The following is a 16,869-nucleotide window of genomic DNA, read 5'->3' on the forward strand; positions in this document are numbered from 1 at the left end:
CAATGGTCGAAGTGGATCGGCGGTGGGTGGCAACGCCGACACGCCGCTGGAGCCGGAGCTCATACAGCGGTGGCGGCAGGTGCGCTGTGCATCGCGTCGTCACTTCACGAAGATGATCGTACCGAATCTCGCGGCCGCCCAACGGTCCACGACGGGCGCCAGACCGGCTCGGGAAGCGGTGTGAGACTTGCGAAATGGTCGATGATCGGCCGAAGTCCCGGGTGGGGGTTCGTGGTGGGGAGCATGAGCGAGAGCGGGTAGGCGAGCGTCGGATTCACGATCGGGATGCGGCGCAGGTCGTGGTTGGTCGGCCAGATGTAGCGGTCGCGCGCGCCGACGAGGGTGGCCATATCGGCGGAATCCGCGAGGGTGTCGAGGAGTACCTCGTTGCCGAAATTCGGCCCGGCCGCGTCGATCCGGAGGTCGAAGGCGGTGGTGAGCTGATCGTAGAATTCCGACCACTCGCTGCCCGGGGCGATGCCGGGCACCCAGATTCGCAGCTTGCGCAGCTGATGTGGTGTCACCGTGCGTGCGGCGGCAAGCGGATGCCGCGGTCCGACAAGGAGTTCCAGCGGGGAGTCGAACGCGTGGATCATCCGCACGTCGTGCGGCAGCGTGGCCGGATCGGTGACGCTGCGGAACGAGGCGTCCACATCGCCCGCTCGGACGGCGGCGGCCGCCACGTGCGGGTTGTCGACCTTGAGCGTCACCACGTCGAGCGCGGTTTCGGGATGCGATCGCCAATAGTCGTGCAGGACAACGGCTTGCGCGCTGCGCAGGCCGAGCACATCGATCCGCAGTGCCCGCGCGCCCGGCCGGACCGCGGCGACCGCGCGATCGACGCCCGCGACGATCGATCGCGCGTGGGGGAGCAATGCCTGACCGTCGAGCGTCAGCTCGACCCCGCGGGCGGTGCGGGTGAACAGGCGGACCGCGAGCTCACGCTCCAGCGCGGCGATCCGCTTCGAGACCGCCTGCTGCGTCACGCCCAACTCGTCGGCCGCGTGCTGCAACTGGCCGAGCTCGGCCGCCCGGACGAACGATCGCACTGCCTCGGTATCCATGGGGCCAGCCTATGTGCGCACAACTGATCGTTGTGGCTCGCCGATGGGTGGTTGTTTGATTCCGATGTCGGGTAGCCGATGTGATTCATGGGCCCAAACATTGGTTGTCGCAAAGGAGTCAGATGCGCGGGTCCTCTTTCGGTTGGCTGTGGTCGGCTTACGCCGTCAGCACCTACGGCACCTGGCTCGCCTTCGGCGCGTTCCCCTTGCTCGCGGTGCGCGTGCTGCACTCGTCGGCATTCGCGGTGTCGTTTCTGGAGGCGGCCGGGCTCGCCGCCGCGGCGATCGTCGCGCTACCGCTCGGGCCGTGGGTCGAGCACCGGTCCAAACGTCCGGTGATGATCGCGATGGACCTGGTCCGGTGCGTCGCGATGGTGAGTATTCCGGCCGCGTATGTGCTCGGCGTGCTGTCCTACGTCCAGGTGCTCGTCGTCTCGGTCCTGTCCGGAACCGCGAGCATCGCCTTCGCCGCCGCATCCGGCGCGTACCTGAAATATCTCGTCCCCAGTGCTCAACTCCTCACCGCGAATGGAAGATTCGAGGGCACTAGCTGGGTGGCGACCGCGGCCGGACCGCCACTCGGCGGCGCGCTCATCGGGCTGCTCGGTCCGGTCGTCACCATCATGGCCGACGCGGTCAGCTACCTCCTCTCCGCGCTCGCGGTGCTGCGCATCCGCGGCGGCGACGTCGCGACACCCCGCGACCCGGCCGCCGGGATGCGCGGAGCCGACCTGCTCGTCGGCTGGCGGGTCATTCTGCACGACCCGGCACTGCGCTGCCTGTTCCTCAACTCGATGCTGGTCAACGGCCTGATCATGGCCGCGGCACCGCTCCTGGCCGTCCTCCTGCTCGGCGAATATCAGTTCCCGGCTTGGCAATACGGTCTCGCCTTCGGCCTCCCGGCACTCGGCGGCTTCGTCGGCGCCCGCCTCGCCGCCCGCCTCGTTCATCGCTACGGCCGCTACCGGGTCATGACCGTCTCCGGTTGGCTCCGGTCACTGTTCCCACTCGGACTCGCGTTCGTCCACCCCGGTATCACCGGACTGCTCACCGTGATCACCGTCGAGGCCATGTTGATCACCTGCATGGGCATCTTCAACCCGATCTCCGCAACCGAACGCCTGCAACGGATTCCGGCGGATCACGCCGCCCGGGTCGGCAACGCGTGGAGCATCAGCAGCAAACTCGCCCAGGCCACCGCCATGGTGCTCGGGGGTCTCCTCGCCACTGTCACCAGCCCGCTGACCGCCATCGCCATCTCAGGCATCCTCCTGCTCGCCACCCCGCTCCTGCTGCCCGATCGGGCTCATTGGTCCCACCGTGAATCCGTTCATACGGCCGAAAATTCCTCGGCCGCATGACCTCCTGGCTATGCCGAGAGCGAGGCGATGGCCAGGGTCGGCGAAACCGCCTCGCCGCACTACCTACGTGCGTTCTCGACCAGTAGAGCTAGCCGGTCGCACCCCAGTAGATCGAGAAGTCGCGAAGGATGGTGGCCTCCGCCGTCTGCTCGGCCTCGGTCATGGTTGGCGCCCAGTGTTGCCCGAGGAGGCGGGGGCCGGAGCTGTCCCCTTTCGTGACGGACCAGTCGTAGCCGCCGGACACACGATTGATTTCCACTGCGGCGGAGTAGTTTTCGGCAATGTACAGCTTCGAGGCATTGCCTTCCCATCGCTTCCAGTCGGCCTTGTACGTCAGTTGCATTGTGTCTCCTTGTGATTGGTTGGGTGGCATCGCGCGACGAGGGCCGGTCAGCAGTAGGCCGGTAGTAAAAACCCACGGACAACTCACATGAAAGAGCTTGTCAGGGACAGAATCTCAGCACGATTCCGGATGAAGGCGCACGAATGGCGCTGGCAACAGCGTCACCGAAGGAGCCCGCACTTGTCAACTGGGCCTTCGGGTCCTGCGCCGGCGAGTGTGTATTTCAGGTATGTGCTACTCGGCAGTTGCCGCACGGGCTGCACGGTGGGCGATGGTGGATGTTCGGGCCGACGGCGATCATCGTCTTGCCGTCATCGGGCCCGCCGCGACCTGGATGCCATGGAAGGTTTGGTCGGCGATGACGTAGGCGCCGTTCGCTGAGGGTCTGTTCAGCATGAATGATGTTTCGAAGGGACAAGCCTCAGGAGTTCCGTCCCAGACGAGTTTTCCAGTCACCCGAATATGCGCGGAGGCATCGGTGTCCGCTCGAACGTCGATCGTGTCGACGGTGTATCCGGCCCCTGGGCAGCCGATGCGGTTCCACCGGCGCGCCTCGCGCCGGCAGCGCCGACGCTGGAACCTGACGTTACGTCAGGAGCAAGCCGGAACTTCCCGCTCGATCACGCGACAACAGCGCTGCGCCGATGAATTCTTGGTGGATCCGTCGTCGATACCTCTGGATGCATCGGCAGTGGTGGATCGGGACAGAAGCAAGAGATCCGGGAGGCGCAGTGAGTGGTATCAGAGTATTGGTGGCGGGGGCGAGTATCGCGGGGCCCGCGCTGGCTCATTGGCTGCGCCGGCGTGGGGCCGAGGTGACTGTGGTGGAGCGGGCACCCGAGTTGCGCCCGGGTGGGCAGGCGGTGGACGCGCGCGGGGTGACCAAGGAGGTCATCCGGCGGATGGGGCTGGACCCGGCGGTGCGCGCGGCCTGCACCCAGACCATCGGCGCGCACAGCGTGGACGCGGACGGCACCGTGCTCGAGACCTTCCGCGTGGACGACGACGGCGGCGACGGGTTCATCGCGGAGATCGAGATCCTGCGCGGGGACCTGTCCCAGGTGCTCTACGACGACACCCGCGACGGTGTCGAATACCTCTTCGGTGACCGGATCGCCGAACTCACCCAGGATGCCGACGGGGTCGATGTGGTCTTCGCGGGCGGTGACCGGCGGCGTTTCGAGCTGGTGATCGGGGCGGACGGGGTGCATTCGGCGTTGCGCGCCATGGTTTTCGGGCCGTACGAGCGGTTCGTCCGCCACCTCGGGCACATGCTGGCCTACTACAGCGTGCCCAATGAGTTCGGCCTGGACAAGTGGCTGATCGAGTACCAGGAGTCCGGACGCTCGGCGGGCCTGCGGCCGATCCAGGACGCCACCCGGGCCATGGCCATGTTCTCCTTCCCCGCGGCCGACCTCGACGTCGACTACCGCGACATCGCGGCCCAGAAGCGGCTGCTGCGTGAGCGGATGGCCGGCTTCGGCTGGTTGACCTCGCCCATCCTCGCGCACCTCGACGACACCCCCGACTTCTACCTCGACCAGGTCGCCCAGGTGGTGATGGACCGCTGGTCGAACGGGCGGGTCGGGCTGCTCGGGGACGCGGCGTTCAGCTCGTCCCCGATGTCCGGGCAGGGCACCGGGCTCGCCCTGGTCGGCGCCTACGTGCTGGCCGGAGAGCTGGCCGCCGCCGGGTGGGACCCGGAGGCCGGATTCGCACGCTACGAGGCCCGGATGCGCTCGTTCGTCGAGGCCAACCAGGAGATCGCCCAACTGAACGCCCGCAGCCGCGAGGTCACCGGACCGGAAGAGCCGGGCCCCGATTTCACCGGCGCGTGGTTCGCCGAGCTGGTCGAACGCGCGATCAACGGCGTCGACCTGCCCGACTACGCGGGGGTGCCGGACTCCGGGGCCGCCGAAATTCACAGCACCGCAACGGATCCGGTCTCCGACTGACCGGACCGGTGCGCGAGCTGGACTATGTGGGGTGAATGCGGTCCGCGCCGATGGCTATGCCGACGAGGGTGCACGGCTCGGTGCCGTGGTTGTGCCAGGCGTGGCGGGTGCCGTTCTGGATGACCACGTCGCCTGCTCGCAGGGTTCGCTGTTCGCCGCCGTCCAGTTCCAGGGTGACCTCGCCCGAGACGATCAGGACGTAGTCGATGGTGTCGGTGGTGTGCATGCCCCCGGTGTCGGGCTCTTGGACGGCTGTCACGCCGGGCATCTGGCGTTCCAGCTCTGCCACGGCCGCGGCCACATCGAGGTCCGGAGGTGGGACCAGTTCGCCGGGCGGGATCGTGTTGATCATGAAACGGGATCCGTCGCGGGGTGGGAACCACGCCTTGGCGCTGTCGGGTGAACCGTCGTCCGGGAAGGTGGGGTGCTCGTCGCGGCCCCATAACCAGTAGGCGGCGAAGCCGGGCATGAGCTCGGTGGTGATGGCCTCGACATCGCTGTCGTCGACCACACGGGACTTGCCCGCGGCGTCGTGCCCGGTGACAACTCGGCGAATCTTCTTGTGCTCCATCAGATTGCTCCTTGCTACGCACGGATACTGATGCGGACTCCGCGGCCATGGGCCGCGGTTCTTCTGTTCCACCTCCGACACTAGTAGGCACGCCCCGATTTCGGGGCGAGCGAATCCGAGCCTCCGAATCTCATTGTGGCGGTACGGTACTGGCGGCCCGGATACAGTGGCCGGATGGAACGGGACATGCGGTCGCTTCATGCCTCGTCGTTCGGTGCGGAGGCGGTTGCCTACGCCGAGCATCGACCGGATTACGCGCCTGCCGCGGTGCGCTGGGCGCTGGAGCCCGCGCCCGGCCTTCGGGTGCTGGATCTCGGGGCCGGAACCGGCAAGTTGACCGGCACGCTGATCGCGCTGGGCGCGGACGTCATCGCGGTCGAGCCCGACCCGGCGATGCTGATCGAGCTGCGCCGCGCGCTGCCCGATATCCGTGCGCTGCCGGGGAGTGCCGAGGCGATTCCGCTGCCGGACGGTTCCGTCGATGCCGTACTGGCGGGCAACGCGATGCATTGGTTCGACATGGCCGTCGCGGGGGCCGAGATAGCCAGGGTCCTCGCACCCGGCGGCATCCTGGCCGGACTGTGGAACGTCATGGACGACCGGGTCGACTGGATTGCCGGACTGGAGCGGATCGGCGGAAGAGCGGCCATCGGCCCGCGTGACACGTTCAGCAGTTGGCGCGCCGCGACGGCTGGCCTGCACCTGCCCGCTGCCGGGCTGACCGCCCGGTTCGGCTTGCCGGAACAAGCCGAGTTCCCGCACGGACAGCGCCGCACCGCCGACTCCCTCGTGGCGACAATCGGCACGCGCGCTGGGGTTTTGGTCATGCCCGAACCGGAACGAGCGGCCACCCTCGGCCGGATCCGTGCGTTCCTCTCGAGCGAATCGGCCACCGCCAGTGGCGAATTCACCCTCCCGATGCTGACAGGAGTCCTGCGCGTCCGGCAGCTGTGACAGCTAGGGCGCGGCGTGCGCGGCGATCTGGCGGGGCGTCAGTACGCGGGTGTCCGCCCCGGATGCCGCGACGGTGATCATGGCGCGGCCGATCTCGCGATTGTCGTTGAACGCGTTGGGCGCCAGCCGCTTGAACAGCGGGATCAACGGTCCCGTGATCGCATAGGCGGTCCGATAGAGCCGCGTCTTGGAGACCACGCCGTCCATCGGCTGGACGAATCCGGGCCGGAACATGTACGCCTGGAAGGGAAGTGTGAGCAGATCGTTCTCGGTCTTCCCCTTCACCCGCCGCCACATCGTCCTGCTTCGCTCGGTGCCGTCGGTGCCCTGTCCGGAGACGAAGACGAACGTCAGCTCGGGATTCGCGGCCGCGAGCGGGCGAGCGACTCGCATGGTCAGGTCATAGGTGATCCGCCGGTAGTCCTCCTCCTTCATGCCGACCGAGGAGACGCCGAGGCAGAAGAAGCAGGCGTCGAACTCCGGCAGCTCACCGGCGACCGCGGACAGATCGGCCGGATCGGGCTGGATCAGCTCGCGCAGCTTGGGGTGCTCGATGCCCAGCGGGCTGCGCCCGACGGCGAGGACCTGCGCTACCCGCTCGTCGCGGAGGCACTCGCCGAGAACGCCCTGCCCGATCATGCCGGTCGCGCCGAAGAGGATTACCTTCATGCGAAGGATCTTGCCCCACCGCAAGGCTGATCGAGGGGATCTGCCGCCCTTAAGGTGGACCGATGGCATCGGTCAAAAAGGTTCAGGTCACTTTCGACTGCGCGGAACCCGAGCGCGTCGCACGATTCTGGTGCGAGGTGCTGGGGTACGAGCAGCAGGGTTCGGCAGCTATCGATCCCTCTGGTGTCGGCCCGCGCCTGTACTTCCAGCGCGTTCCCGAAGGGAAGGTCGTCAAGAATCGGGTGCATCTCGATGTGCGGGTCGGCACCGGCCTCGTCGGTGCAGAGCGCGTGGCCACACTCGAGGCGGAATGCACGCGACTGGTCGCCCTCGGCGCGGTACGCGTGCAGCTACTGCTTGCCGACGAGGTCAATGAATCGTGCCTGGTGATGCAGGACATCGAGGGCAACGAGTTCTGTCTCGACTGATCTCCCGCGTCACGCCGACCGATCGCGGAGGGCTTCGGTCAGCTGCTGTATCTCCTTCTGCATCGCCCGCTGGGTCTCCGTGGTGAACTGGCGTGTTTCCATCGCGAGGACGGCCTGTGCCTGCGTTTCGGTGAAGTCGAATCGGGCGATCAAGCTCGCGGTGGCGTCCTGCTGGGACGGTGCGGTGGCGATGAGTTCGATCAGATCACTCCGCCGGTCGATGGCGCTGATCATCGCGGTCAGCGCCGAGATCCGCTCGGTGATGTGGTCTTTCAGTTCCTGCGCTTCTTTGCGGAGTTTCTGCCTGGTGTCTGTGGTGAATTGACGTACTTCCATGCGGAGGACCGCTCGGGCTTGGCTTTCGGTGAAGCCGAACCGTGTGACCAATCCGGTGGCGGCGTCGTGTTCGGATCCTGCGGCCGCGACGAGTTCGACTACGTCGCCGCGATGATCGATAGCGTCGATCATCGCGGCCGCCCACGCGATCCGTTCCGTCGCCGACTCTTTGCCCTGCCCGGACAGCAGCTGAATGACCTGCTGCCGCACCCGATTCAGATCGGCGCCGAGCTTGACGAGCACCTGCGCCGCCACGCCCTCGCCCTCGCGGATGAGGCCGAGCAGGATGTGCTCCGAGCCGATGTAGTTGTGGCTGAGCTGCATCGCCTCGCGCAGGCTCAGCTCCAGCACCTTCTTGGCGCGCGGGGTGAACGGGATGTGGCCGGACGGAGCCTGCTGGCCCTGGCCGATGATCTCCTCCACCTGACCGCGCACGGCCTCCAGCGAAATGCCGAGCGCCTCCAGCGATTTGGCCGCGACACCCTCGCCCTCGTGAATCAGGCCGAGCAGGATGTGCTCGGTGCCGATGTAGTTGTGGTTGAGCATCCTGGCCTCTTCTTGGGCCAGGACAACGATGCGTCTCCCGCGGTCGCTGAATCTTTCGAACATTGTTCTCCCCTCGACCGCGCAAAACCGCCGGTCCGCTGTTATCGACGAAACATGATGCGGCAACCGTGCATACGGCAACCCCCGATAGTCATTATCGCCGCGAAACCATGCGATCGCATGATCTTCGGCAAGCGAGACCGGATGACCGCACCGGCGGCGGCGCGATCAGTGTGGGTGGTCAGGGTGGTAGGGCTCGGTGGCGTACTTGGCCATGATCTCGGCGAGCGCCTGTGGGGTCGCGCCGTCGGGGCCGAGGTCGGCCATGTCGTGGAAGTAGCCGATGAACAGGTCTGGCGTGGTGGTGAACAGGAAGCTGGCCTCGGCGTCGGCATCGGGGTTGGCGAAGCTGTGCGGGAGGCCGATCGGCACGGTGACGAGGGTGCCGGGCATAGCGGTGAGGGTGTCGTCGCCCGTGCCGAAGGTCACCACACCGGAGAGCACGAAGAAGGATTCTTCGTGCTTTCGGTGTACGTGTTCTGGCACGCCGTGAGATCCGGGCTTCAGGTGCACCAGGGCCAGGCCGAGCCGTCGCCGGGTGTGGGTGCCGTCTTCCAAGATGTGTACGCGCAGGCCATCGACCTCTAGATCCAGCTCTTCGCCGCCACCGGGCGGTACGACATTGATCGACATGCCACTCGCCTCGCTCTCCTGTTCGCCTATCTGCTTCGTCTCGACCGACTTGTCTGGTTCGCGGTCATCGTTTTCGGCCGTATGCCCAGCGGTCCATGATCGGCTTGTCGACCCGGTGATAGAGCGCGGCTGCGAAGATGATCGACAGCACGAGGGATGCGACGAGGAACACCAGGGAGCCAACCGGTGAGACGCTCTTTCCGCGGATTACGAGCGACAGGACGGCCATGGTGGGATATTGCGCCAGGTAGAAGGCGAAGGATATGTCGCCGAGCCAAATACCGAGCCGACCGCTGGCAAATCCCGTGATGCCGTTCATATTTCGGACGGCCACGGTAGCGATCAGCGCCGCCAGCGGCGGAACCATGATCAGCGATGTCTTGAATGTTTCCGGGACAACAGAGGTGAGGGTGAGTGCGTAGCAGAGCACGCACGCCAGGAGAGGCCATGTGACGCTGATGTTCTTCCACATTCCCGACATGACCAGCCGGGCGAACATCACACCGACGAAGAATTCGAGCAGGCGAGTGGGCGGGAACATGTACGACAGCCAGAACTGGCTCACCGATCCTCGGGCGGCGTACATACCCGCGAATCCGCTGCCGCCGGGGACGAACATGTAAATGGCGACCTGAATCCCGATGAGTGCGGCCATCAGAATGGCGATCGTCCACCAGACGTATTTGCCTTCGATCTTCTTGATCAAGGGGTACGCCAGCGGAAACGTCGCGTAGAAGAGCATCTCCGAGCAGAGGCTCCAGGACGGGAAGTTGAGTTGCAACAACGTCGACCATGTCGGTGACCAGTCTTTGATGAGTAGGAAGTTGGGTAGGTACGAAATCAGCGCCGACACCGGAACGGCGAGAACGGGAATCATCACCGCAGCGGTGATCAAGTGAGACGGGAAGATCTTGAGCACCCGCCGCCGGTAGAACGCCCGACTGGTGTCGCCGTCCCGTGACGCCCAGGCAATGATGAATCCGGACAGGACGAAGAAGAACGCGACCCCGTGTTCTCCGAGCGGTCCCAAAAGCGTCTCCAGCAGGTGGCTCTGGTGATGAAAATCCCGTGCGACCTGGCCCATGCCGTGCGATACGAATACCGCGAACGCCGCGTACCATCTCAATCCGGTCAGCGAGGAAAGGGACTGAAGCCCACCTTTTTTGGTTCTTACCGGGGTGTACCGGATCATCGTGGTATCGACCGCGGTCATCGACCGCCTCCGGGGTCGCTGTCGGCCGAGCCCTGCGGCGATGCCTTGTTGGGGAGTAAGACGACGACGATGAGCCCGCCGATGAGGAAGATTCCAGCACTCCACCAGAAGGTGGCGGTGTAGCTGTCGATCCTGGACTGCACTTTCGCGGTCGCGCTCGACAAGGACCGAGTTGCTGCCGTTGCCGCGACCGCATTCAACAGCACCGTGCCGATCGAGCCGCCCACCTGCTGCATTGTGTTCACCATCGCCGAGGCCACACCGGAGTCCGCGGCGTCGACTCCCGAGGTCGCATTCTGTATCGCCACCGAGAACGCCACGCCCATGCCGATGCCGAGTAGCAGCAGGCCGGGCAGCACATGGCCGGTGTAGCTGGTGTGCGTCCCGATCCCGGTCAGCAGCATCATTCCTACCGCGGCACTGAGGAACCCACCGCCCATCGTGGCTTTGAGGCCGATCCGCGGCAGCACCAGGGTTGGTGTCAGAGTGGCGGTCGACGTCATCGCGGCCACCATCGGCAGGAACGCGACACCGGTCAGCAGCGGCGAGTAGCCGCACACCAACTGCAGGTAGTAGGTCAGGAACAGAAACAGCGCGAATCCGCCGACCCCGGTGACGAACATCGACAGGTACGCGCCGGCACGGGTGCGGTCGTGCAGGATTCGCAACGGCAGCAGCGGATGCGACACCGTACGCTCCACCAGGACGAATGCGGCCAGCAACACCACGGAGGCGATCAGGAATCCGATGGTGACCGGGTCGGACCAGCCGTGGGATTCGGCGCGAGAGAACCCGTAGACGATGCCGAACAGTGCCGCGGTCACCGTCACGGCGCCGGGAAGGTCGAGAGGCTGGCTGCGTTGTGGCATCGCACGGCCCAGCGCCAGCGCCGCGCCGATCACCGCGACAGCGGCAAAAATCAGGTTCACGTAGAACACCCAGCGCCAGGACGCGAACTCGGTAAGCGTTCCGCCCAGCAGCAGACCGAACGCGCTGCCCGCACCCGCGACGGCACCGTAGACACCGAATGCCTTTGCCCGCTCCGCTTTGTCGGTGAAGATCACCGACAGCAACGACAGCGCCGCGGGTGAGAGCAAGGCGCCGAAGACGCCCTGTACCACCCGAGCGCTCACCATCGTCCCGAAATTCTGTGACATACCGCCGACCACGGATGCCGCCGCGAACCCGACCAGCCCCGTGATGAAGATGACCCGACGGCTGAACATGTCGCCGAACCGGCCCCCGAGCAACAGCAGACTGCCGAACGCCAGCGAGTAGCCGGTGATCACCCACTGCCGACTCGAATCGGAGAATCCGAGATCCCTTTGCGCATCCGGCAGCGCGATATTCACGACCGTCGCGTCGAGCACGACCATCAATTGAGCGAGGGCCAGCACTGCCAGCGCCCACCAGCGCCTGTTGTAGCGGTCCACGGTCGCGGCGGTGCGGTGGACTGTGGCGGGTGCTTCGTGTCCCACTGTCGTCGTCATGGCTCACCTTCGCTGAATTGGTATCGCTCTTCGGCTATTTCCTTACGGGTCCTGTGACGAGCGCTGCGAAGACCCACAGCGTTTCTGGACATTTGCGTTCTGGCGCGGCTAGCGCCGGCGCTCACACAACCCTGATCGCAGGTACATGAATGCCAGACTATGAAAATTTGCCAGATATGGCAAGATTTCCAGTTGTGGCAAACACCTCACTGGGGTCGCCGACGCTCCGGGCGTCGCGACCTTCGTTGCCGGGTGTGCTGCCGGTGAGGGGGTGGTATGCCGATGGGCTGTAGGGCCGGGATGGGCTGCCTATGCTTCGGGTATCCCGGCTCGCAGTTGGGCGAGGGCTTCGAGGACGACGTCGACCGGTGCGGCAGCGCCGGTACGGCCGCTGTTCCACACCCTGTGCCCGGATTTGAGTGCGCCCTGCAGGGCGGTCGCCAACAGGTTCGGATACAGATCGACCTCGGCGTCGGTTCCGGTCCGCGCCGCGATCACCTCGGCGATCTCGCGCTCGAACTCCATATCCCAGGCGAAGTAGTGCGGCAGCAACGACGAGCGTGACCCTATGAGGTGGATCGCCGACGCGACCTGTCTGGTCGCATTTGCGTCGCCCATCGATTCCCTGATCGCGTTCTGCATCGCGGCCCAGATCGGCTCATCGGCCGGACGGTCGCGCAGCAGCGGAATGAGCGATTCGGTCCGTCGGCGGACCGAATGGACAACCGCCTCTTCCTTGCTGGTGAAGTAGTTGCGGAACGTGCGTGGTGACACACCCGCGGCCTCGGCGATCGCGTCCGTGGTGACCGCGTCGGGTCCGAGTTCGAGAACCAATCGCGCCGCGGCCTCGGCAAGGGCGATGCGAGTCGCTTCCTTTTTACGCTCGCGCAACCCCGCCTGTGTCGCCATGGCATCAGGTTACGAAATCGTGCCTATCCCGGCAAGTTTGCTGGGCCTGGAAGAGTTGGGGCAAACGTTCGACGTACGCTCCAGCCCCGGGCCGGGAGCAAGTCGTCTACCACGCCGAGGCCGATTCCCCGAGCAGCGAAGCGCTCACCCTGCTCGGCTCGCTGGCGGCCACCGCCCGCTGACCGTTGCGTCCGAATCGCGGTGAGCGCAACCGGTTTCCGGAGTCGTGTGCCTCGCTAACGTCTGGGAGTTGGACGTTGAGGCGAGGAGTGGGCGTGACTATCGAGTTGGCCAGTGGTGTCGGTACGGCGGTGCATCCGCTCGACGACCCGGTGCGGGCGTCGCTGCGTGGGGAGCATCGGCGGTTCGCTGGTTGGGTGGGGCGGGTCGGGCGGTACGACCCGGATGTCGCGCGGTTCGTCGGGCATCCGCCGGTGCTGGACGAGCAGGATTGGGCCGATCTGGCCGCGCTGCTCGGGCCGGGCGGTGTCACCGGGCTGCGTGGTTCCGGTCATGTGCCACCGGAGGGGTGGACGGTGGTGGACGCAATCGGGTCGGTGCAGATGGACGGGAGTGCGCTGCGCGTGGCCGACGACCCGGAATTCGAGGTGCTCACCGCCGCGGACGTGCCGGAGATTCTGGAACTGATCGCTCGCACCGAACCGGGGCCCTATGCGCCCCGAACCATCGAGATGGGTACCTACCTGGGGCTGCGGGTGGACGGCAGATTGGTGGCGATGGCGGGGGAGCGGCTGCATCCGCCGGGGTGGACCGAGATCAGCGCCGTCTGCACCGACGCCGAATTCCGGGGCCGTGGCATCGCCACCCGGCTGATCCGCGCGGTCGGCGCGGGCATCCGGGCCCGTGGGGAGCGCCCGTTCCTGCATGCCGTCGCCCACAACACCACGGCGATCAGCCTCTACGAAACTCTGGGCTTCACCCTGCGCAAGCGCGGGCAATTGACCATCGTGCAGGCACCGGGCTGATCCGACGGTCAGGTCGATGGGCGGAGGTTGTCCAGGATCAGGCCGAGGGTGAACGTGAAGCGATCGGTGCCGGTGCCTGAGGTGAGTTCGGTGGCGTAGCGGCGGGTTTGGGGGAAGGTGTCGGCGGGGAGGGCGGTGAAGCGGCGGACCAGCTCGTCGCGGCTGAGGACCCATTCCTGGTCTGGGTTCTTGCGGCGTTGCCGGACCAGTGACTGTTCCAGGGCGTAGGCGCTGACGTAGAGGGACATCGCATCCAATGTCCATGCGGCGGTTCGGGGTTCGATTCCGCCCGCGAGCAGGATCGCGAACGATCCCTCCCGGACTCGCAGTGCCTCGAGGTTGGTGGGGACCATGGCCAGTGCGGCGCGCGAGACCCCGGGGTATTTCAGATATTGGTCGCGGATCTGGCCGAACACGTCGAGGAGTTGATCGCGCCAGGTGGCCGGATCCGGTTCGGGCAGCACGATTTCGGCGCTGAGCCTGCCGACCAGGAGATCGTCGATGTCGTCCTTGTTGACGATGTGCGCATACAGCGATGACGGCCCGGTGCCGAGTACCGCGGCGACCCGGCGGATGGTCAGCGCGTCGTACCCCTCGGTGGCGACGACCTCCAGTGCGGCGTCGGTGATCCGAGTGACCGTGATGGGTTCCTTTCGGGGCGAGGACGCCGCGGTGTCGTCGGCGGATCGGGCGTGACGAGCCGCTCGTCGCTGTCGGGGGGCTGCGGGCATGCCGGCAACTATAGCTTGACGCGAACTTAGTTCCTCAAGTAGAACAATGTTCGTTACATTAGAACTTAGTTCGTACGGAGGTGTGTGATGCGAGTTTCCGTGATCGGAGCCGGTCTCGGCGGCCTGTGCCTGGCGCAGGGCCTGCGCGGAGCCGGGATCGAGGCCAAGGTGTTCGAGCGGGATGCGGAGATCACCGCGCGGTTCCAGGGCTACCGGCTGATGCTGAACCCGGTGGGTTTCGACGCGCTGCGCGGCTGTCTGCCGCGGCGCTGGCACCCGCTGCTGGACGCCGTCGTCGGCGACGCCCACGGCGAGCGCCTGATCCTGGACCCGCGGCTCAACCGGATCGGTGAGCTCGAACCCGGCCGCGACGCCATCGTTGTCGACCGCGACGTACTCCGTCACCTGCTGCTCACCGGCCTGACGGTGCACACCGGCGCCGCGCTGACCGGCTACGACGTGCTGGCCGACGGCCGGGTCGAAGCCAGGTTCGCCGGCCGCGACCCGGCCGTCGCGGACCTGCTCGTCGGCGCCGACGGCGTCAACTCCGCGGTCCGATCGGTCCTGTCCCCGCGGACCATCCCGACCGACACCGGCGTCCGGTTCGTCATCGGCCGCACGCCGCTGACCGAGCAGTTCACCGGCCTGTCCCGTGCCTTCGGGTCGAAGATCGCCGGAGACGGCGTGAGTCTCCTGCTCGGCGCGATGCGTTTCCGCACCCCACCGAGGGAGGCCGCCGAGGCGCTGGCCCCCGAGGTGACCCTGCCCGACATCCACGACTACGTGCGCTGGGCCATGATCCTGCCCCCGAACGGCTCACTCGGCACCGAAACCCCGCAGGAGGCCGCGCTGTCGAGAATGCCCGGCTGGCACCCGGACCTGTGCGCCTTGATCGAGCAGTCCGACCCCGACAACAGCACCCTGCTCTCCATCCGAGTGGTCGAACCCGGGCAACGCTGGACCCCCGGTCCGGTCACCCTGCTCGGCGATGCCATCCATGCCACCTCGCCGACCGGCGGCAACGGCGCCAACACCGCACTGCGCGACGCCGACCTCCTCCGCCGCGCCCTCACGACAACCCCCACCCTCGTCGACGCGGTCGACGACTACGAACGCCACATGTTCGACTACGGTGCCGAAGCCGTCCGCCTCAGCCTCGGCGCCCTCCCCGCCTACACCCCCCAGAACCAGCAGTGACTGTCGGCTCCGATCAACTCAGCGGTTGCCGGTGGGCCCCTGCGGCCTATATTGAGATCGGCGAGCCGTTGGCGCTTGCGGTTTTCGTTACGGCACAGAGGTTTTGATGGACGCGAGGTACTCGATACGGTGGGCCGCGGAGCACGGGTTGCCGCGGCTGGGGTTTCTCGCGCTGCGTGGCATGGGTGACCCGTTCGCGCGGCTGATGAGCGGGGACGAGGGCTACGATGACCCGTACTCGCTGATCGATCAGCTGCGCGGCGACGGTGGGGTGCGGGTCACGCGCGCCGGTTACGTCGCCTTCGACTATGAGCTGTGCCGGGAAATCCTGCGCGACAGACGATTCGGCGTGCGGCTGCCGATCGATTCGGCCGTGCCCTTCCCGTTGCGCCGCTACGCCGAACGAGTTGTGGTGCCGCCCAACCCGATCGAAGCGCCATCCATGTTCGCGCAGGACCCGCCGGAGCACGGACGCCTGCGTAAACCCGTCGCCTCCGCCTTCACCCCGCGCGCCGTCGCCCGCCTGGGTGATCGGGTCCGCGAAGTCACCACGGAGCTGCTCGACGCGATGGCCGTGCGCGAATCCGTGGACCTGATCGCGGATTTCGCCGCGCAGGTGCCGATCGCTGTCATCGCGGAAATCATGGGTTTCCCGGCGGCCGATCGCCAGCTGTTCCTGCGCTGGGGGGAAATGACCGCTCCGCTGCTGGATGTTGGAATTTCCTGGCGGACCCACCACCGCGCCATGGCCGCGACCGAGGCGATGCGGGATTACCTCGCCGCCCACATCGAGAAGCTGCGCCGCGAACCCGGGGACGACATCTTCAGCCTGCTGGTCTCCACCAGCGACCTGACCACCGTCGAATTGATGGCCAGCGCCAACGTTCTGATGGGCGCGGGTTTCGAGACCACCATGAACCTGATCGGCAACGCGGTCCCGCTGCTGTTGTCCCACTCCGATCAACTCGACCTGCTGCGCGCCGAGCCCGAGCGCTGGCCGGTCGCGATCGAGGAACTGCTGCGCTTCGACCCGTCGGTCCAGATGACCGCCCGTCGCGTCCTGGAGCCGGTGGAATTCGACGGCGGCGTTCCCCTCGAGCCGGGAAAGTCACTCATCGTCTCCCTGGCCGGCGCCAACCGCGATCCCGTCAAATTCCCCGATCCGCACCGCTTCGACGTCACCCGCTCCAACGCCAAGGAACACCTCTCCTTCGGCACCGGCATCCACGCGTGCATCGGCGCGAGCCTGGCACGACTGGAGGTCCTGCATGCCTTGCCCGCCCTCTTCGAACGCTTCCCCGACATTCGCCTCGACGGCGAGCCGGCCCGCCGCCGTCTGTCCACTCTGCGCGGTTACTCACACATGCCCGCTCGGCTGAAGTCCCGTTGACTACCGGGTGGTAAGTTTCGCTGCATTACCTCC

Annotated in this window: 17 protein-coding genes and 1 pseudogene; 7 read left to right on the forward strand and 11 right to left on the reverse strand. The window is 66.4% G+C overall.

Going from position 1 to position 16,869, the window contains the following annotated elements; genetic code table 11:
- Positions 1-104: 104 nt before the first annotated feature.
- Positions 105-1,064, reverse strand: a complete 960-nt coding sequence (locus tag ACIG5A_RS10060; RefSeq protein ID WP_397239810.1) for a LysR family transcriptional regulator — start codon at positions 1,062-1,064, stop codon at positions 105-107.
- A 122-nt stretch (positions 1,065-1,186) separates the two neighbouring features.
- Between ACIG5A_RS10060 and ACIG5A_RS10065 the strand changes: the two genes are divergently transcribed.
- Positions 1,187-2,425 carry an MFS transporter gene (locus ACIG5A_RS10065; protein ID WP_397239811.1) on the forward strand — a complete coding sequence of 413 codons (1,239 nt, stop codon included), beginning with the start codon at positions 1,187-1,189 and terminating at the stop codon, positions 2,423-2,425.
- Between the two features lie 88 nt (positions 2,426-2,513).
- Here the strand turns inward: ACIG5A_RS10065 and ACIG5A_RS10070 are convergent, their stop codons facing one another.
- Together ACIG5A_RS10070 and ACIG5A_RS10075 are read right to left on the reverse strand one after the other, a co-directional pair.
- Entirely contained in the window at positions 2,514-2,768 is a 255-nt protein-coding gene (locus tag ACIG5A_RS10070; protein ID WP_397239812.1) for a hypothetical protein, read from the reverse strand.
- Between the two features lie 297 nt (positions 2,769-3,065).
- Positions 3,066-3,302 carry a ketosteroid isomerase family protein gene (locus ACIG5A_RS10075; protein ID WP_397240587.1) on the reverse strand — a complete coding sequence of 79 codons (237 nt, stop codon included), beginning with the start codon at positions 3,300-3,302 and terminating at the stop codon, positions 3,066-3,068.
- A gap of 197 nt (positions 3,303-3,499) precedes the next feature.
- Between ACIG5A_RS10075 and ACIG5A_RS10080 the strand changes: the two genes are divergently transcribed.
- Complete coding sequence (locus ACIG5A_RS10080) at positions 3,500-4,723, forward strand: FAD-dependent monooxygenase (protein ID WP_397239813.1); 1,224 nt, start codon at positions 3,500-3,502, stop codon at positions 4,721-4,723.
- 22 nt (positions 4,724-4,745) lie between these two features.
- On the opposite strand, the gene ACIG5A_RS10085 is transcribed toward ACIG5A_RS10080, so the two are convergent.
- Entirely contained in the window at positions 4,746-5,294 is a 549-nt protein-coding gene (locus ACIG5A_RS10085; protein ID WP_397239814.1) for a cupin domain-containing protein, read from the reverse strand.
- A gap of 186 nt (positions 5,295-5,480) precedes the next feature.
- On the opposite strand from ACIG5A_RS10085, the gene ACIG5A_RS10090 reads away from it, so the two are divergent.
- Positions 5,481-6,248, forward strand: a complete 768-nt coding sequence (locus ACIG5A_RS10090; protein ID WP_397239815.1) for a class I SAM-dependent methyltransferase — start codon at positions 5,481-5,483, stop codon at positions 6,246-6,248.
- Positions 6,249-6,251: 3 nt separating this feature from the next.
- Here the strand turns inward: ACIG5A_RS10090 and ACIG5A_RS10095 are convergent, their stop codons facing one another.
- Positions 6,252-6,917, reverse strand: a complete 666-nt coding sequence (locus ACIG5A_RS10095; protein WP_397239816.1) for an epimerase — start codon at positions 6,915-6,917, stop codon at positions 6,252-6,254.
- Between the two features lie 62 nt (positions 6,918-6,979).
- On the opposite strand from ACIG5A_RS10095, the gene ACIG5A_RS10100 reads away from it, so the two are divergent.
- The gene (locus ACIG5A_RS10100; protein ID WP_397239817.1) at positions 6,980-7,345 is read left to right on the forward strand and encodes a VOC family protein; all 366 of its coding nucleotides are present in this window, start codon (positions 6,980-6,982) and stop codon (positions 7,343-7,345) included.
- 495 nt (positions 7,346-7,840) lie between these two features.
- Here the strand turns inward: ACIG5A_RS10100 and ACIG5A_RS10105 are convergent.
- The 5 genes and pseudogenes from ACIG5A_RS10105 to ACIG5A_RS10125 form a co-directional block, all read right to left on the reverse strand.
- Positions 7,841-8,290: pseudogene (locus tag ACIG5A_RS10105) on the reverse strand (Clp protease N-terminal domain-containing protein); the annotation flags it as partial.
- Between the two features lie 165 nt (positions 8,291-8,455).
- Entirely contained in the window at positions 8,456-8,920 is a 465-nt protein-coding gene (locus ACIG5A_RS10110) for a cupin domain-containing protein (RefSeq protein ID WP_397239818.1), read from the reverse strand.
- A 64-nt stretch (positions 8,921-8,984) separates the two neighbouring features.
- The gene (locus ACIG5A_RS10115; protein WP_397239819.1) at positions 8,985-10,133 is read right to left on the reverse strand and encodes an acyltransferase family protein; all 1,149 of its coding nucleotides are present in this window, start codon (positions 10,131-10,133) and stop codon (positions 8,985-8,987) included.
- Complete coding sequence (locus ACIG5A_RS10120) at positions 10,130-11,623, reverse strand: MFS transporter (protein ID WP_397239820.1); 1,494 nt, start codon at positions 11,621-11,623, stop codon at positions 10,130-10,132. Before ACIG5A_RS10120 ends, ACIG5A_RS10115 begins: the two co-directional genes overlap by 4 nt.
- Positions 11,624-11,932: 309 nt before the next feature.
- Entirely contained in the window at positions 11,933-12,532 is a 600-nt protein-coding gene (locus tag ACIG5A_RS10125; RefSeq protein ID WP_397239821.1) for a TetR/AcrR family transcriptional regulator, read from the reverse strand.
- A gap of 275 nt (positions 12,533-12,807) precedes the next feature.
- Between ACIG5A_RS10125 and ACIG5A_RS10130 the strand changes: the two genes are divergently transcribed.
- Complete coding sequence (locus ACIG5A_RS10130; RefSeq protein WP_397239822.1) at positions 12,808-13,518, forward strand: GNAT family N-acetyltransferase; 711 nt, start codon at positions 12,808-12,810, stop codon at positions 13,516-13,518.
- An 8-nt stretch (positions 13,519-13,526) separates the two neighbouring features.
- Here the strand turns inward: ACIG5A_RS10130 and ACIG5A_RS10135 are convergent, their stop codons facing one another.
- On the reverse strand, positions 13,527-14,249 hold the full coding sequence (locus tag ACIG5A_RS10135) for a TetR/AcrR family transcriptional regulator (protein WP_397239823.1): 723 nt from the start codon (positions 14,247-14,249) through the stop codon (positions 13,527-13,529).
- An 87-nt stretch (positions 14,250-14,336) separates the two neighbouring features.
- Here ACIG5A_RS10135 and ACIG5A_RS10140 point away from each other — a divergent pair, with 87 nt between their 5' ends.
- Both ACIG5A_RS10140 and ACIG5A_RS10145 read left to right on the forward strand, forming a co-directional pair.
- Positions 14,337-15,446 (forward strand): FAD-dependent oxidoreductase, encoded by a 1,110-nt coding sequence (locus ACIG5A_RS10140; protein WP_397239824.1) that lies wholly within the window; start codon positions 14,337-14,339, stop codon positions 15,444-15,446.
- A gap of 106 nt (positions 15,447-15,552) precedes the next feature.
- Positions 15,553-16,836 carry a cytochrome P450 gene (locus tag ACIG5A_RS10145; protein ID WP_397239825.1) on the forward strand — a complete coding sequence of 428 codons (1,284 nt, stop codon included), beginning with the start codon at positions 15,553-15,555 and terminating at the stop codon, positions 16,834-16,836.
- Positions 16,837-16,869: the final 33 nt, after the last annotated feature.

This window comes from Nocardia sp. NPDC052566 (assembly GCF_044547285.1).
Lineage (GTDB): Bacteria > Actinomycetota > Actinomycetes > Mycobacteriales > Mycobacteriaceae > Nocardia.

What these genes read in the sequence shown, in the direction of transcription:
- ACIG5A_RS10060 (WP_397239810.1), bottom strand. Translation starts at nt 1,064, where the DNA reads ATGGATACCGAGGCAGTGCGATCGTTCGTCCGGGCGGCCGAGCTCGGC.
- ACIG5A_RS10065 (WP_397239811.1), top strand. Translation starts at nt 1,187, where the DNA reads ATGCGCGGGTCCTCTTTCGGTTGGCTGTGGTCGGCTTACGCCGTCAGC.
- ACIG5A_RS10070 (WP_397239812.1), bottom strand. Translation starts at nt 2,768, where the DNA reads ATGCAACTGACGTACAAGGCCGACTGGAAGCGATGGGAAGGCAATGCC.
- ACIG5A_RS10085 (WP_397239814.1), bottom strand. Translation starts at nt 5,294, where the DNA reads ATGGAGCACAAGAAGATTCGCCGAGTTGTCACCGGGCACGACGCCGCG.
- ACIG5A_RS10090 (WP_397239815.1), top strand. Translation starts at nt 5,481, where the DNA reads ATGCGGTCGCTTCATGCCTCGTCGTTCGGTGCGGAGGCGGTTGCCTAC.
- ACIG5A_RS10095 (WP_397239816.1), bottom strand. Translation starts at nt 6,917, where the DNA reads ATGAAGGTAATCCTCTTCGGCGCGACCGGCATGATCGGGCAGGGCGTT.
- ACIG5A_RS10100 (WP_397239817.1), top strand. Translation starts at nt 6,980, where the DNA reads ATGGCATCGGTCAAAAAGGTTCAGGTCACTTTCGACTGCGCGGAACCC.
- ACIG5A_RS10110 (WP_397239818.1), bottom strand. Translation starts at nt 8,920, where the DNA reads ATGTCGATCAATGTCGTACCGCCCGGTGGCGGCGAAGAGCTGGATCTA.
- ACIG5A_RS10115 (WP_397239819.1), bottom strand. Translation starts at nt 10,133, where the DNA reads ATGACCGCGGTCGATACCACGATGATCCGGTACACCCCGGTAAGAACC.
- ACIG5A_RS10120 (WP_397239820.1), bottom strand. Translation starts at nt 11,623, where the DNA reads ATGACGACGACAGTGGGACACGAAGCACCCGCCACAGTCCACCGCACC.
- ACIG5A_RS10125 (WP_397239821.1), bottom strand. Translation starts at nt 12,532, where the DNA reads ATGGCGACACAGGCGGGGTTGCGCGAGCGTAAAAAGGAAGCGACTCGC.
- ACIG5A_RS10135 (WP_397239823.1), bottom strand. Translation starts at nt 14,249, where the DNA reads ATGCCCGCAGCCCCCCGACAGCGACGAGCGGCTCGTCACGCCCGATCC.
- ACIG5A_RS10140 (WP_397239824.1), top strand. Translation starts at nt 14,337, where the DNA reads ATGCGAGTTTCCGTGATCGGAGCCGGTCTCGGCGGCCTGTGCCTGGCG.
- ACIG5A_RS10145 (WP_397239825.1), top strand. Translation starts at nt 15,553, where the DNA reads ATGGACGCGAGGTACTCGATACGGTGGGCCGCGGAGCACGGGTTGCCG.